Annotated in this window: 15 protein-coding genes; 7 read left to right on the top strand and 8 right to left on the bottom strand. The window is 66.0% G+C overall.

The annotated features are described in order from the left end of the window. Positions 1-67 precede the first annotated feature (67 nt). Together L0M17_RS08525 and L0M17_RS08530 are read left to right on the top strand one after the other, a co-directional pair. Entirely contained in the window at positions 68-1,135 is a 1,068-nt protein-coding gene (locus L0M17_RS08525; protein WP_241053516.1) for an acyltransferase family protein, read from the top strand. 292 nt (positions 1,136-1,427) lie between these two features. Then, positions 1,428-1,826: a hypothetical protein gene (locus L0M17_RS08530; RefSeq protein ID WP_241053517.1), complete on the top strand. Its 399-nt coding sequence runs from the start codon at positions 1,428-1,430 to the stop codon at positions 1,824-1,826. A 115-nt stretch (positions 1,827-1,941) separates the two neighbouring features. Here L0M17_RS08530 and L0M17_RS08535 read toward each other — a convergent pair whose 3' ends face one another. Then, entirely contained in the window at positions 1,942-3,336 is a 1,395-nt protein-coding gene (locus L0M17_RS08535; protein WP_241053518.1) for an IS1380 family transposase, read from the bottom strand. A gap of 243 nt (positions 3,337-3,579) precedes the next feature. Between L0M17_RS08535 and L0M17_RS08540 the strand changes: the two genes are divergently transcribed. Further along, on the top strand, positions 3,580-4,131 hold the full coding sequence (locus tag L0M17_RS08540; RefSeq protein ID WP_241053519.1) for a hypothetical protein: 552 nt from the start codon (positions 3,580-3,582) through the stop codon (positions 4,129-4,131). 152 nt (positions 4,132-4,283) lie between these two features. Here the strand turns inward: L0M17_RS08540 and L0M17_RS08545 are convergent, their stop codons facing one another. From L0M17_RS08545 to L0M17_RS08555, 3 genes are all read right to left on the bottom strand, one after another. Then, positions 4,284-4,835: a hypothetical protein gene (locus L0M17_RS08545; RefSeq protein ID WP_241053520.1), complete on the bottom strand. Its 552-nt coding sequence runs from the start codon at positions 4,833-4,835 to the stop codon at positions 4,284-4,286. A 173-nt stretch (positions 4,836-5,008) separates the two neighbouring features. Then, positions 5,009-6,073 carry a DNA polymerase IV gene (locus L0M17_RS08550; RefSeq protein WP_241056374.1) on the bottom strand — a complete coding sequence of 355 codons (1,065 nt, stop codon included), beginning with the start codon at positions 6,071-6,073 and terminating at the stop codon, positions 5,009-5,011. Positions 6,074-6,124: 51 nt separating this feature from the next. Further along, positions 6,125-6,532: a VOC family protein gene (locus L0M17_RS08555; RefSeq protein WP_241053521.1), complete on the bottom strand. Its 408-nt coding sequence runs from the start codon at positions 6,530-6,532 to the stop codon at positions 6,125-6,127. Positions 6,533-6,672: 140 nt separating this feature from the next. On the opposite strand from L0M17_RS08555, the gene L0M17_RS08560 reads away from it, so the two are divergent. Then, entirely contained in the window at positions 6,673-7,047 is a 375-nt protein-coding gene (locus L0M17_RS08560) for a hypothetical protein (RefSeq protein ID WP_241053523.1), read from the top strand. Between the two features lie 148 nt (positions 7,048-7,195). Here the strand turns inward: L0M17_RS08560 and L0M17_RS08565 are convergent, their stop codons facing one another. After that, entirely contained in the window at positions 7,196-8,278 is a 1,083-nt protein-coding gene (locus tag L0M17_RS08565) for an IS110 family RNA-guided transposase (protein WP_241050952.1), read from the bottom strand. A gap of 298 nt (positions 8,279-8,576) precedes the next feature. Between L0M17_RS08565 and L0M17_RS08570 the strand changes: the two genes are divergently transcribed. The 3 genes from L0M17_RS08570 to L0M17_RS22685 all read left to right on the top strand — a co-directional run bounded on the left by L0M17_RS08570 (position 8,577) and on the right by L0M17_RS22685 (position 11,054). Further along, positions 8,577-9,266 (top strand): IS110 family transposase, encoded by a 690-nt coding sequence (locus tag L0M17_RS08570; protein ID WP_241053524.1) that lies wholly within the window; start codon positions 8,577-8,579, stop codon positions 9,264-9,266. Then, a complete protein-coding gene (locus L0M17_RS08575; RefSeq protein ID WP_241053525.1) occupies positions 9,263-9,670 on the top strand; it encodes a transposase in 408 nt (135 codons plus the stop codon). The genes L0M17_RS08570 and L0M17_RS08575 overlap by 4 nt, the downstream gene beginning before the upstream one ends. Positions 9,671-10,277: 607 nt before the next feature. Beyond that, the gene (locus L0M17_RS22685) at positions 10,278-11,054 is read left to right on the top strand and encodes a COG4705 family protein (protein ID WP_241053526.1); all 777 of its coding nucleotides are present in this window, start codon (positions 10,278-10,280) and stop codon (positions 11,052-11,054) included. Between the two features lie 49 nt (positions 11,055-11,103). Here L0M17_RS22685 and L0M17_RS08585 read toward each other — a convergent pair whose 3' ends face one another. The 3 genes from L0M17_RS08585 to L0M17_RS08595 all read right to left on the bottom strand — a co-directional run bounded on the left by L0M17_RS08585 (position 11,104) and on the right by L0M17_RS08595 (position 14,101). Beyond that, positions 11,104-12,153, bottom strand: a complete 1,050-nt coding sequence (locus tag L0M17_RS08585) for a lytic transglycosylase (RefSeq protein ID WP_241053527.1) — start codon at positions 12,151-12,153, stop codon at positions 11,104-11,106. Positions 12,154-12,320: 167 nt separating this feature from the next. Then, complete coding sequence (locus L0M17_RS08590; protein WP_241053528.1) at positions 12,321-13,082, bottom strand: IclR family transcriptional regulator; 762 nt, start codon at positions 13,080-13,082, stop codon at positions 12,321-12,323. Beyond that, positions 13,079-14,101 (bottom strand): sugar kinase, encoded by a 1,023-nt coding sequence (locus L0M17_RS08595; protein WP_241053530.1) that lies wholly within the window; start codon positions 14,099-14,101, stop codon positions 13,079-13,081. Before L0M17_RS08595 ends, L0M17_RS08590 begins: the two co-directional genes overlap by 4 nt. Between the last annotated feature and the right edge of the window lie 86 nt (positions 14,102-14,187).

Below are 14,187 nucleotides of genomic sequence, written 5' to 3' on the forward strand. Positions count from 1 at the left end.
GCCGCACCACCGAGTTAGAGTCTGGAGGCTAGCTCTCCGTGGTGATCCACCCGGATACGATCCGCTCATGAATCGCACTTTGGCGGCCTCGACCCATCACCGCGTCGAAGGAATCTCAGGTTCCGCGGGGCTTGCCCACATTCCGGCGCTGGACGGTTTGCGGGCCGTAGCGATCGTCCTCGTAGTTGTGCATCACGGCCTCATGCCTGTCCCGTTCGGGGGAGCTGTGGGAGTGGACGTCTTCTTCGTCCTGTCGGGCTATCTGATCACCACCATCCTGATTCGCGAGCACGCCAGAACCGGAGTGATATCCCTTGGGCGTTTCTATCTTCGTCGACTTGTTCGGCTGTATCCGCCCCTCCTGCTGATGCTGGCGATCGTCTTCGTCCCTGTGGCGCTGACGACGAGTTGGAAGAGCGCCGCGGGCGGGTCCGCGTTCGCCTTGTTCTACCTCATGCCGATCGGCCTTGAGAGCGGATTCCAGACTGCGTCCGCGTACGCCCATGCTTGGTCGCTTGGGGTTGAGGAGTGGTTCTACTTCCTCTGGCCGGCTCTGCTCCTGTTCCTGGTGGAGCTCCGGCTGAGGATCGTGATTACGACCGGGCTGGCCGGGGCCCTAATCGTGTCGGCTGCACTAGTTAACATCTCCACGGGCCATTCCTCCTACATCCTCCGTGCCTACGGTCTTCTGGGCGGCTGTCTTCTGGCTCTGGTTCTTGAGCGCGGATGGAGGCCCCCGCGCTGGTCTGGAGCGGTTGGGCTTGTTGCCTTGATCGCCGTCGTGCTCGGGTCCACTTTCACACGGCTCACCACGTCTGGGGTCGTGCTTGCGGACGGCGCCACTGCACTGATCATCGCCCACATCGTCTGCAACGGAAGGGGTCGCCTCAATCGCGGGTTCTCGTGGCCCCCCATCGTCTACGTTGGGAGGATCAGCTACGAGATCTACCTGTGGCATTATCCGCTTCTGATCGTCCTCGCCCTTGCCGTAGGCGGAGACTTCGTCGATGTCGCTTGGCTGGCCATTCCGGCCTGCTTAGTCGCGGCCGCTCTGGCGGAGCACTTCACCCGCCCACTGATCGTCAAGCTCCGTCGAGGCGCCACGGGCCGACAAGATGAACTCCTCCCAGCTTGACGCGAATGCGCTTGCGACCCCTACCGGATGGCAGAGTATTCAGGGTCAGGGGGACTCCGGTCACGTGTCATTGGTCCAAGGGAGCGTCTGCCAAGACCTGAGCCAGAAATCCGGACTGGTTCGCCCCCAAGTCGACTGGCGCCGATTTGTGGGCGGACTCGCAGCAAGACCGGGCGTTGGATCGCGCCCGGCAGGTGTCTGCTCGCCACTGAGTTCGGGATGGAGACCAGCTCTCGGTGGTAACGAGGCGGGGTTACGCTCGCTTGTCACCACCACATATTTGGGGGAAGTCGTGTCAAGCACTTACTACGTCCTGTATCCGCGTGGGGTCCGCACGGGAGGTCCCGAGGCCCTGCACCAGCTTGTTCACACCATGCGGGGAATGGGCTTGGACGCCTACCTTGTGCCCACCCCGGGCACTGAACATTCAGAACGCGTACAGGAGTACAGGAGGTATTCGGCACCTGAACGGCCGGAGATCCTTGATGAGGCGGGTGCGGCCGTGATCGCGCCCGAGGTGTCATGGGACCTCTTGAAAGACGTGCGCCATGCCACCCGCTATCTGTGGTGGCTGAGCATCGACTCCGCTGGTCCCTTCAAAGCACAGCGCCAGCTCGAGCGTTGGGAACGAAAGTCCATTTCGTACCGCGGGCGTCTAAACCTTGATCCACCGATCCGCGGCCGTTCCTGAGTGGTTCTGGGGAGCAGCCCAGGTCATTGTTATCGGGCGTGGGGTATCGGCCGGCCTCGCTGCCGGGGTGTTCCACTGGAGTTCGGTTTGGCCGTTGCCGGCTGCGGGCGGGTTCCTACGCTGTGGCCGGAGGTGCGTGGGCGGTGGTGAAGAGCTTTTCCCACGCGGCCTGCCATGGCCAGGTCTCGGGCAGGCGGAGGCGGATCTTCCGGGCGCTGGAGGCGATCCTGGCCGGGACGCTCACGAGCTTGCGGCGGATGGTGCCGGTGCGGGCTCTGGCGAACGCGGTGCCGGCGAGGGTCCCGGCGGCGCGGGCGAGGTTGAACGCCATGGCCGCGGCGACGAGCCAGGCCGAGTTCGCGGCGAACTTTCCGGAGGGCAGGTGGGCCAGGGCCGAGTCCTTCAGATCGGCATGGACCTGCTCGATGACCGCGTGGCCCCGGTGGGTGGCATCGGCGGCCACGGTGCCGAGGTCCTCGGCGGGGACGGTGGTGAAGAAGGCGTGGTGACGGTGGGTGGCGAACAGGGTTCCCTGCCCGTCGGGGACCTTGGGGTTCAGGTCCGGGATCCGGCGCACGACGAGCCGCCCGCTCACGCGCTCGGCCTTCTTCCGGGAGGCGAACGCGGTGAAGGGCACCTCGGCGACCTCCGCGCGGGAGACCCAGGCGCCGGCTGCCTCGTCGAAGACCGCGTCGGTGTACTCGATCGTCGTCCACGCCTCGTCCCGGATGGAGCTGATGGCGCGCTTGATGGCCGGGTCCAGACGGACCGTGACCGAGATCTCGGCCCCTGCGGCGCGGGCAGCGGAGACGGTCGGATGCCCGTAGAAGGCCGAGTCGGCCCGCACCAGCACCCGCCCGGCGGTGCCGGTACGGCGCAGGGCCGAGAGCGCATCGGCGACCAGCCGGGAGGCCCCGCGGGAGGAGTTCGCCGCGCCCTTGCGCAGCCGCTGGGCCAGGATGACCGGGGCGGTGTCCTGCGTGGTGGCCGTGGCCAGCAGGGCGTTCAGCCCGCGGACCCCGGAGTACCCGTACCCGGATCCCTGCTTGGCGTAGCCGTGGACCTCGACGATCGTGTCGTCGAGGTCCACGAACACGAAGTCCCCTTCCTCCCGGTTCCCAAAAAGGGGTGCCCGGGCGGCCAGGCTGGCCAGGAACCGTGCCGCGACCGCGTCGAGCTGGCGGACGTGGCCGAAGGCGAACGCGCGCAGGAACGAGCCCAGGGTCGAGGGCGCATAGCAGCCTTTGAACAGCTTCTTCATGCCCCCGTGCCGCAGCAGGGCCATGTCGTCGATCGAGTCCGCCCCGGCGACCATCCCGGCCACCAGCGCGCCCAGCTTCAGCCCGGCATTCGCGCCCTTGTCCGTCGGCACGCTCAGGTGCTCGTCGGCGAGAGCCTGGAGACCGGCGGCCTCGGCCAGGCGCATCACCGGCACCAGCCCCGCCGCGGAGACCAGATTCGGCTCGTCGAAGGACGCCGCCACCGCGGCGCGAGTGTGGGAAACTAGCACCTACGAGATGCCCTCTCATCCTCAGGCAATTGGTTCTGTCGCAAGTCCAATTTTCCCCGAGATGGCGGGCATCTCGCCTTTAATTACGCAGCGCTACTCACAGGCCCCATCGGTGGATCAAGGCTAAAGCGATTCTTGCGAGTTGCAAAGTCTGTGCCGGATCGAATCTATCTGCGGGGCCAGGGCATTACCCATCTGGTTCAGTCTGATTTCGCTGGTGCGTACTTGGCTCGATGGCTGGGCGTGCAGACCAGCATTGTTTCGGACTTCATTCGCGTCGACGATCTCCCGCAGGACGCCGACTTCGAGCTGAGCCGGCACTCGCGCGTCGCCTTCAACCCCACCAAAGGCCGGGAGGCGATCCAGCTGGTTATGGACAGAGCTCCCAAGGAAATCGAATGGTTGGCTCTGGAGGGCTTGTCGAGGGCCGAGATGATCGAGGCATTACAGAGCAGTGCCATCTACTTGGATCTGGGCCATCATCCCGGGCGGGACCGGATTCCAAGGGAGGCCGCAATGTGCGGAGCTCTCACGCTGGTCGCCGCCCGCGGCGCCGGTGCCAAATATGAGGATGTGCCGATCCCGGACGAGCACAAGATTGCCCTGCGTGGCAACTTCGCAGCCCTGCTGGTGACCAAGCTTCAAGAATCCTTCGAGGATCTCGAGTCAGAAGTCATTAAACAGGACTTCTATCGCCAGACTATCCGGAAATCGGAAGAACAATTTGGTCGCGAGGTCGCTGATGTCTTCGTTCACAGGAAGTTGGGCAGGAGAACCATCGACTATTTAGGCTGAGATCCCTCTGGTGCACGATGCGCCCCGCCCTTGCAAGCTATGCCGGGACGAAGCTATGCAGGAGCGGAGGCCCCGTTCTCCTAGATAGGAGGGCCTTGGACGTGCCCGGAGTTGATATGAGGGCCTTGGACGTGCCCGGAGTTGAGCAGCGGTCAGGGACGCGTGAGCCAGCTACATGCGATGTCCGCGGACCAGTCCTTGGGGACGCCGGTCGGTGTCATCTGAACTCGTGCCGACGATTGAGCGATGCACTCGCGTCGTCCCTGCTCGACACTGTCTGCCCACGACGGACCCCGACTGTTCCAGGGGTCGCCTGTGGAATCGGCGATGAATGCCAGGATCAAAGTTGCCACCGTGAACACCCTCAACCATCGGTCGAAGACGACTGGAGCAAGCCCAGCGGCTGCGAGAATTACGGCCTGACCGATGAGGATGCCCGGGGCGACAGAATAGCGTGAAGCCTGGCCAACCGCCCACGACTCCTTAAGTCTGATCGCCTCGATATCGGCGAACACAAGAGTCGCGGTGAGGAACATGAGCCCGGCAATCGCCAGAGTGGCCGCGAGCAGACGCGCGTCCCGCGGAAGGATTCGAAGCCCTCGAAGGAGGACGATGAGCGGCAGGATCACCGCCACCGCAGCGAGCGGCAGCCCAAGAAGCCGGATAGCAATTTCCGTGGCATTTTGGCCGAACTGCGCGACCATCGGTCCACGCACGAGCAATTGCCGTCAGTACCAGCACGGCCTCCGCGGAGTAAACCCCGCACCTATCAGCAACCGTCTAGGATCGCTCTCAGTAGCTTCCGCCAAAGGTGCTTCAGTGGCTCTGCCTGGTAAACGGACCGCGCGCTGATGCTGGTGGGGAAGCGACCAGGGCCTCACCAACCACTTCGCGTCGGCGTGTGTCCCTTTCGGGCCTCGTCGGGCATTGGCATTTCGGCCCGTAGGCCCAGGAGGCGGATCGGGCGCCCGGGTTCGATTCCGGCCGCGAGGTCCAAAGCCCGGGAGAGAATCTCGTTCCGATCGAACGTCTCCGGAATCTTCCTCGCGTGGGTCTTGGTGACGAACGGCGCGTACCGAACCTTGAGGGTCAGCCCAACGACCGGCCGTCCGTCAGCCACAACGTCCTCAAGGACGCGCGCTGTCAGCTGCCGCACGGCGTCGTCCACTTGCGCTGAGTCGGTGAGGTCGCGCTGGAAGGTGGTCTCACGGCTATGCCCATGGGCAATCCAAGGGGTGTCGTCTACGGTGCTGGATCCGTCCCCGCGTCCGAGCTGCGCGTACCAGGGGCCCATCTTGGGGCCGAACTCCGGGACCAGGGATTGGGGGTCCGAGGCCGCGAGCTCGGCGACCGTCTGGATGCCGAGTGTGGCCAGACGGGCGGAGACTTTTGAGCCGATGCCCCAGAGCTCCTTGGTGGGCCGACTGCCCATGACGTCGAGCCAGTTCTCATCGGTGAGACGGAAGACGCCGGCCGGCTTGCCGAACGCTGTCGCGACCTTCGCGCGGACGAGGGTGTCCCCGATGCCCACGCTGCAGTGCAGCTGCGTTCGTTCAAACACCACGGCCTGCAAGTGCCGGGCGTAGGCTTCCGGATTCTCCGTCTCGATGCCGACGAAGGCCTCATCCCAGCCCAGCACCTGCACAACCGCTTCGGGCTGCGCACGCAGGGTGGCCATGACAGTTTCGGACGCCTCGAGGTACGCCTCCTGATCGACGGGCAGGATCACAGCGTCAGGCACCTTCCGCGCGGCGATGCGCAAGGGCATTCCGGAACCCACTCCGAACGCCCTGGCTTCGTAGGACGCGGTGGATACCACGGCACGTTCCGTTGGATCGCCACGGCCCCCGACAATGACGGGCCTGCCTGCCAGTTCGGGGCGGCGGAGCACTTCGACCGCTGCGATGAACTGGTCGAGATCGACGTGCAGGACCCATGGCATTCCGCTCACGCCATTAGTCTGAACGAAAGATGCCGAGCAAGCATCGACTTTCTACGCCAGGCTCAGCTGCCAGGACACCCCGAAGCGATCGTTGACCCAGCCGAACTTGCTGCTGAACCCGTAATTCCCAAGCGGCATCAGTTCCCCTCCGCCTTCGGCCAGAGCCGCGTAAAGGCGGTCAATTTCGGCCTCGCTCTCGCATTGCACGAAGAGCGACACCGCTGGCGTGAAGGTAAAGTCGTGATGCGCTGGGCTGTCGATGCACATGAACGGCTGGCCAGCGAGCGAGAACGTCGCATGCTGGACCGTTCCTTCCTTGCCCGGGCCATCGGCGCCGTAACGACTCATGCTGATGACTTCTGCATCGTCGAAAAGCGATCGGTAGAAGTCCATTGCCTCTTCGGCATTGCCCTCGAACATGAGAAACGTGGTGATCTTCTGCGAGGTCACGATGTCCATTTCGCTTTCTCCTTTGTAGCGACCGGAAGGGTCGCGGGCGAGCGTCGAGTCCAATAGTTGTTGGCTCGCACCCGGACGGCAACCGTTCGGCTGCCTCATCAGTTCGCTTCTACGCTGATGCCACAGAACAGGGGGGACTCATGCCGGAGAAAGTCAGAGATACCAGATGGCCGAAGACACGCCGCTGGGCTGCCGCGGCGCTGATGTCGCTCGTTGCAGCAGCGGGTGGCTACGTGGCCGGCAGCTATGGCACGGGTGGATCCGAGACTGAGGCGGGGGAGAAGCGGACTGAGCAGTCACAGGCGTCCCCGCCGGTTGTCACGCATGTGAACCCATTGGCGCCGGAAGCGCCGCGCAACATGCTCAAAGACGGACGCCTTGAATCCGAGTTCCTGGACCTCGTTTCCTCGTGCCGCGGGACCCACAGCCAAGAGTCGGAAACGTTCATCGAATGCGTCAACGCCGCAGCGCTGCGTGTGTACGGTCTCGGGTTCGAGGTCTACGGCCGCGCCTGAACCCCTCGACTAGACGGTATGGAGTAACCGCCTTTCGTGGGTGGTTGCGGGCCGGGGCCTCGCTCACGCAGATTCGTGGGTTACCGAGCAGAGTCCCCTGCTCGGCCTATCCGACATGCGTGGGAGGTCCCGAATCTTCTATGTCGCGTCAAGCTGCTGCGAGTGCGTCGCGGTGGAGTGCGTTGAGGGTGCGGTAGAGGTGGCGGGCGAGGTATCTCTTGAGGCAGCGACGGATCTCGCGTGTGGTTCTGCCTTCGGCTGTGCGTCGTTCGGCGTAGGCACGGCTGTCGGGATCGTGGACCATTCGGGTGATGGTGGCCATGTGCAGGGCCCGGTTGAGGCGTCTGTCGCCTCCTCGGTTGAGCCGGTATCGGACGATGTTCCCGGAAGAAGCCGGGACGGGGCTGACCCCGGCAAGAGTGGCGAAAGCGGCCTCGGAGCGGACCCTCCCGAGGTGTGACCAGGCGGTGTAGACCACGGCGGCGGTGACCGGTCCTATGCCGGTCATCTCCAGCAGGGGCGCGGCGGGGCTAGCCTTGACGAGCTCGGATGTGCAGTGCTGGTTGTCCGCGAGCTCCTCGTCCAGAACGCGGATTCGTTTGGCAAGGCGGACCGCCTCCGTCCGGGCGGTGGCAGCCGCGACGCCCTCTTCCCGTGCCCGCCATCGCGCCATCTCCGTGACCTGGGTGGCTGAGAGGGGCCGGCGGGCGTCGATCCCGAGGTCGACGGTCCGGGCCAGGGCAGTGAGTGCGTTGACCTTGGCCGTGCGCTCGAGCGTCATCTGCTCCCTTGCCGCGATGAGCACTCGCAGGGCAGCGCGCACGCCCTCATCCTGGCGTGGGATACGCAGGCGGGTGCCCTCGAGCGGGAGGGCTGCGGCCGCGATCGCGGCCGCGTCCAGCGGATCGGATTTCCCTGTGGTGGTTCGTGAGCGAACGTAGCCCCTGGGGGCTTCCACAGCCTCGAAGCCGGCCTTCACGACTGCCGCTGCGAGCTGGGCTCCATAGCTGCCGATTCCCTCGATGACCCAGAGTGCGTCTGCGTCTCCTCCCGTGCGGCGGGCCGCCCAGTCGAGGGCCCTCCGCATGCCCGCCGCGGTGGCCGGGAATTGCTGGCAGCCGAGCTGTTCACCGGTCGCCGCGCGGACCATGGCAAGGGTGTGGGTGCGGGCGTGGGTGTCCACGCCGATGACGAACGGGCGCGTCTGTGCGACAGTAGTCTTCGCGGCCACGGGGTTCCTTCCTCGAGTAGGGGCAGATGCTTCTGGCCGCGGCGCGGCCGGCGTCGGCCCGGGTGAAGGTCACTCCGAGGCATTCCTGTGATGGGCCACGGCCCCGCAGGGGTCGGGCAGTCTTCTGATCAAGCCATCGGTGTGGGCCGGGCGGGCGCCGGGCACCAACCCCATGGCTGGACAATTCGGGGCGAAGGCCCATGAAGGGGCCAGTGTTCATTCGAGTCACAGCCGAGGAGAAGGCGTCCAGCACCTACCCTGCCAGCCGGTCCCGGACCAGCCGCTCCAAGACTCACAGGTGTTCATTGAGCGTACGAGTGTTGGGCTGGATGTGCACGCCCACTCGATCGCGGCGGCAGCGATCGACGGCGACACAGGCGAGCTGGTCCAGGCCCGGCTTTCCCCGTCCTACGAGGCGGTGAAGTCATGGCTCGCCGGCCTGCCGGGCCCGATCGCCGTAGTCTACGAAGCCGGCCCAACGGGGTTCGGACTTGCGAGGGCCTTGACCTCACAGGGAGTCAGGTGCGTGGTCGCCGCACCGTCGAAGCTCCAGCGGCCATCGGGAGACCGTGTCAAGACCGACGCCAGAGACGCGGTGCACCTGGCCAGGCTGCTGCGCCTGGACGAGGTAACTGCGGTCGCGGTCCCGACCATATCCCAGGAGTCCGCGCGTGATCTGGTGCGGGCCAGGGAGGACTGCCGTGGGGACCTGATGCGCGCTCGGCACCGGCTCTCGAAGCTGCTGCTGCGCCACGGGATCGTCTACGAGGGTGGGGACGCCTGGACCGGCGCCCACGATGCCTGGCTGCGGAAAGAGGCCGCTCTGCAGCTGGGGTCCACGGCTACCCGGACGGCCTTCGACTCCGGCTACGAGGCCGCCCTCGCCACGAAGTCCCGTCGTGGCCGGCTCGACTCCGCGATCGAGGAGCTGGCCGCCGAGAGCGAGTTCGCACCCGTCGTGCGCGCCTGGGGTGCCTACGCGGTGTGAGCACCCTGACCGGGTTCGCCCTTGCGGTGGAGATCGGCGACTGGGGGAGGTTCACCGGGGCCACGATCGGCTCCTTCGTCGGGCTCGTCCCCTCCGAGCACTCCTCGGGCGGCTCCCGCGCCCAAGGCCCGGTCACCAAGACCGGCAACTCCCACGTCCGCCGGCTCCTGGTCGAAGCGGCTTGGCACCACAGGGCCCGCTACACCGTAGGGAAGACCATGCTCGACCGGTGGGATCTGGCCCCCGCAGCCGCGCGGGTCCGGGGCGATGCGGGCAATCGGCGCCTGCACGCCCGCTGGGTCAAGTTCCTCAAGCGCAGCAAGCGGCCCACCGTCGCCAACGCCGCAATAGCACGCGAGCTCGCCGGCTGGTGCTGGTCCCTAGCCGTCATGGACGACGACTGAGCCCCCGCTGACTGCTTCGCCCGGGGTTGGGTGTTGGCGGCAGCGCGTGGAGCCACCCGCGAGAGTTCTATGAGCAGGGCCGAAGGCCTCACGCTCGTTCTTAGACACGCGGACCGGCTCCAGCCGAACCACCGTCCTGCGGTAGCCAACCCGCGCATATCAGTGTGACCGCGCGTCGCCCAATGACACGCTCGACCAACACCCCCCGCTCGCGAAGCAGCGAGGCGCCGGCCGGGAAACCTCCCGACGGCGCCTCACCATGCCCACTTGACAGCAGGCCACTCCATATCAGAACTATTGCGATCGGAATCGCGCCACTCGAATTGCGCCGCTGGAATCGCGCAAGCCGGCGCGCACGGTGCTCTGCCCGATATACGGTCCGGGCGCGCCGACGCATGTCAATTCCTGCGGGCGGCGGGCGTGGACCACGCTAGCTTCGAGTCCTGCCGTCCCGCCACCCTTCGCGCCCAATGTTCTGAGCACCGAAGATTCTGAGCACCGAAGATTCTGAGCACCGACGAGGTCGAGCGGGCCGCCGTTCCAAGCCCGCTCCCAAGTTCCTCCTCTAAGGTCTGCGTGAGCATTCTTCGTACGAGAGGTAATTGGCGTGGTCGCTGAGCGAGTGATCTTCCGGAAAGTCCCTGAGGTGACGGCCCTCTTCTGGGTCATCAAACTCCTGACGACGGCCCTGGGGGAGTCGACCTCGGATTATCTCGTGAACGACTTCAACCCCTATATCGCAGTCGTGTGCTGCACGCTCCTTTTCGTGGGCGCCCTCGCACTGCAGTTCTGGTTCCGCCGCTACGTCCCGTGGGTCTACTGGCTCGCGATCGTCATGGTCGCGGTCTTCGGGACGATGGCTGCCGACGTCCTCCACGTCGTGATCGGCGTGCCGTACTGGCTCTCCTCGGCCGTGTTCGCTGCGGCGCTCGTCGTCATCTTCTGGCTGTGGCACCGGGTTGAAGGCACGCTTTCGATCCACAGCATCACGACGACGCGACGTGAGGTCTTCTACTGGGCGGCGGTGTCAGCGGCCTTCGCGCTCGGAACGGCAGCCGGCGACCTGCTTGCATACACGGCGCACCTCGGATTCTTGGCCGCGGGCCTCGTCTTCGCCGTGCTCTTCGTGGCGCCAGGCGTTGCGTGGCGGGCCGGCTGGCTCAACAGCATCACCGCGTTCTGGATCTCGTACGTCCTCACCCGGCCGCTGGGGGCCTCGTTCGCTGACTGGACCGGGAAAGGCCAGGACACGGGCGGCCTCGGGTGGGGCGACGGTCCCGTCGCTGCCGTCCTTGCCGTCCTCATCGTCGTGTCCGTCGGCTACCTTCAGGCGCGGCAGCGTAGGGAGAGCGAACTCGAGATGGCGGGGCAGGCCGCGAAATAGTCCCGGAGGGCCCGGGATCGGGTGCACGCAGTGCGACGAGGATGGACCGTCAGGAGTACTTCGCCATACGGGCCTTGACCTGCGCGACGTACGCCTTCGTGTCCGGGTACATCCCGTAAGCCTGGACTCCGTAGAGGCCCTGGTAATAGCCGGCGATCGCGATGTCCTGGCTCGCGGCGTTCTTGAGGAGCCAGCGGAGCATGGCGACTCCGGCTGTGATGTTGTCGGTGGTGTTCCTCAGGTCGAGAGTGCGCCCGGAGAGGCTCGAGAGCCAGCTCGCGTTCGCAGGCATGATCTGCATGACGCCGATCGCACCGACGGACGACGTCACATTCTGCCTGAACCCTGACTCCTGCTCGGCGATCGCGAGGGCGAGCGCCGTCGGCACACCCATGCTGCTGGCGACCTGACGCACCATCGACTGGATCTGGGCGACACTCTCCGTGCCTGAGGCGGTGTTGCCGCCGCCCTTCGATATGAGCGTTCCGAGCGGAATGCCGGTCTTCTCCTGAACGCCGTACATGGTCTTCTGGCGTGCGGTGGTTTCGTTCCACATCGAAGAGGACCACGCGGGCTGGGGCGCGACCGCGGCCTTGACGTTCGATGGCGCGGGGGCGGCCGACGACGACGGCTGGCCAGCCGTCGGGGGTTCGGCAGGCGCCGCGCGCAGCACGATGCGCTGGCCTGGGAAGATAGTGGACGTCGCGCCGAGCCCATTGAGGCGGTAGAGGTCGCTGAGGGATACACCGCTCTGCCGCGAGATCCCCCAGAGGGTGTCGCCCCTCTTGACCGTGTACGTCTGAGGGGCGGTGGCCGCAGCCGTGGGTGCGGCGCCCGATCCTGCGGGGGTTCCACTCCCGCTGCCGTCGCCCAGCCGGATCTGTTGGCCTGGGTAGATGATCGAGCTCCAGCCGAGGCCATTGAGCTGGAAGAGGGTATTGAGCGGCACCCCTGTTCGGGAGGCGATACCGCTGAGAGTGTCGCCCGAGCGTACGGTGTAGGTGTCCCCGGCGGCGGCCGCAGGGGCGGCAATCGCGGCGGTCAAGGCAGCGGCTGACGCAGTAACGCTGGCGGCCCTCAGGCGGCGTCCCTTGTTCATGGCGGCGTTTCTTCTCCCCATCTGTTGATTTCCGAGCCGAATAACAAATCCCAAAGGGGATAACGTGCCTGGTTCGGAAAAAGCAGAAAACTCCAGTTGGACGTATCCAATCACATGCCGACACGGATTCGCGGCATCATTGCAGTAGGCTTGCGCAATCTTTGGATTCAGCCTGCCCGGCTCCCGCTCCTCACCCAGCCCAAATCGTCCGAGATGGCGTCCGTACACGCGACGAGGTCGGGGAGGAGCCCGAGCAAGCCTGCCGGATCGAGAAGGACGACTGGAACCGAGCACGAAGCGGCAGCGACGACCCGGCCGGATGCGTCGTGGATGGGCGCGGCGATGCAGTGCACGAATTCCTCGTGTTCTGAAGCGTCGAGCGCCCAGCCCTGAGCAGCCACACGGTCCAGTTCGGCGAGCAGGGTCGAGGGCTCGGTGATCGTCCGATCCGTGAACCGCGTGTAGTCGATCCCCGCGGCGATGCTCGCGCGCCGTTCGTGCGGAAGGTCGGCGAGCAGCACCTTGGCGACGGCGGCTGCGTGAAGGGCGGCGGTCAGCCCGATGCGGGAGTACATGCGCACGGGGTGGCGGGATTCGAGCTTCTCTATATAGGTCACATCGGGCCCCTCGAATGCGGCGAGATGGACGGTGTGCCCAGTCGCCTCGTTAAGGCGCACGAGATGGGGATGGGCAACGGCGCGGAGTCCACGCTGCTCGAGTGCGAGTGATGAGAGCTCGAACAGCTTCCGGCCCAGACGGTAGCGCTGCTCGTCGTCGCGCACCACGAATCGCTTCTCCTCGAGGTCGTGGAGCAGCCGCATGATCGTCGTCTTGTGGACGGTGGCGCGCGAAGCGAGCTGTTCGAGGCTGGCGGGCCCGGCAGCGAGCTCGTCGAGTAGGTCGAGGGCCCGAAGGAGGCTCTGGCTCACGGGAGCCGGGCCTCGACCTCGAAGGCGTCGCCATCGAGCGAGAAACCGTCCCGGGACACCGAAGCCGCCGCCCAGGCCTCGTCCGTGCAGGCGAGGATCCTGTCGAGGACCGCGGGCGCAGGCAACGGGCCGAGGTCTCCCGGGACGACAAGAGTGCAGGCAGCGGCGACATGCCCACGGCGAAGGCTCTCCTTCTGATCGAGCCCCAAAATGACCCCGCTCAGGTAACCCGCGGCGAAGGCGTCTCCCGCGCCCACGGGTTCGACGACGTCGACCGTGAGCGAGGAGACCTCGCAGCGCTCGCCGTTCCGGCCGAGCGCGATAGCGCTCGTTGCCTCATTCTTGACGATGACGGTCTCCGGATCGGGAAGGAGTGCACGAATCTCGGACACGTCCCCGGTCCCGAGCGCGTGCTCTGCCTCGTCCTTGCCCACCAGCACGATGTCAGCCTGATTCGCGAGGCTGCGCAGTACGCTCCGATCGCGTCCCTCCCAAAGGGTGGGGCGCCAGTTGACGTCGAAGCTCACCTTGCACCCGTTGCGCGGGCGCTGCAGGACCGCCTCGAGGAATGCAAGGGAGTCCTCCGACAAGGCTGCGGTGATGCCACTCACGTGGATGAGCGAGGCTTTGCCGAGGAGCGCTGCCACGTGCGGCTCGTCGAGGAGCGCCGGGCTCATGGCGGAGGCGGCCGATCCTCGACGGTAGTAGAGGACGGAGGCCGGCGCCGTCTCGGTCCTCGGGAGCTTGACGTAGAGGCCAGTCGGACGGGAGGGGTCGATCTCGACGCCGGACAGGCCCACGCCGTGGGACGCGAGTTCGGCGAGGATGCGATCACCGAAGCCGTCTCGCCCGACGCGGCTCACCCAGTGGGCGTCCAGACCCATGCTCGCAAACCCCACGGCCACGTTGGACTCCGCTCCGCCGATCCCGACGTGAAGGGTCGCAGCGCCGTCAAGGGCCACTCCGGACTCAGGGGTCAGCATCGCCATGGTTTCGCCCAGGCACACGGCTGTCGGCATGTGGATTTCAGAGCTCCTCGTGGAAGGGCGCAAGCCCTTGGAATAGCCGCGCGGTTGACGGCGGTTTTTCCGCAATGCTAGACAGG

Source organism: Sinomonas terrae, from assembly GCF_022539255.1.
In the GTDB taxonomy this organism is placed as follows: domain Bacteria; phylum Actinomycetota; class Actinomycetes; order Actinomycetales; family Micrococcaceae; genus Sinomonas; species Sinomonas terrae.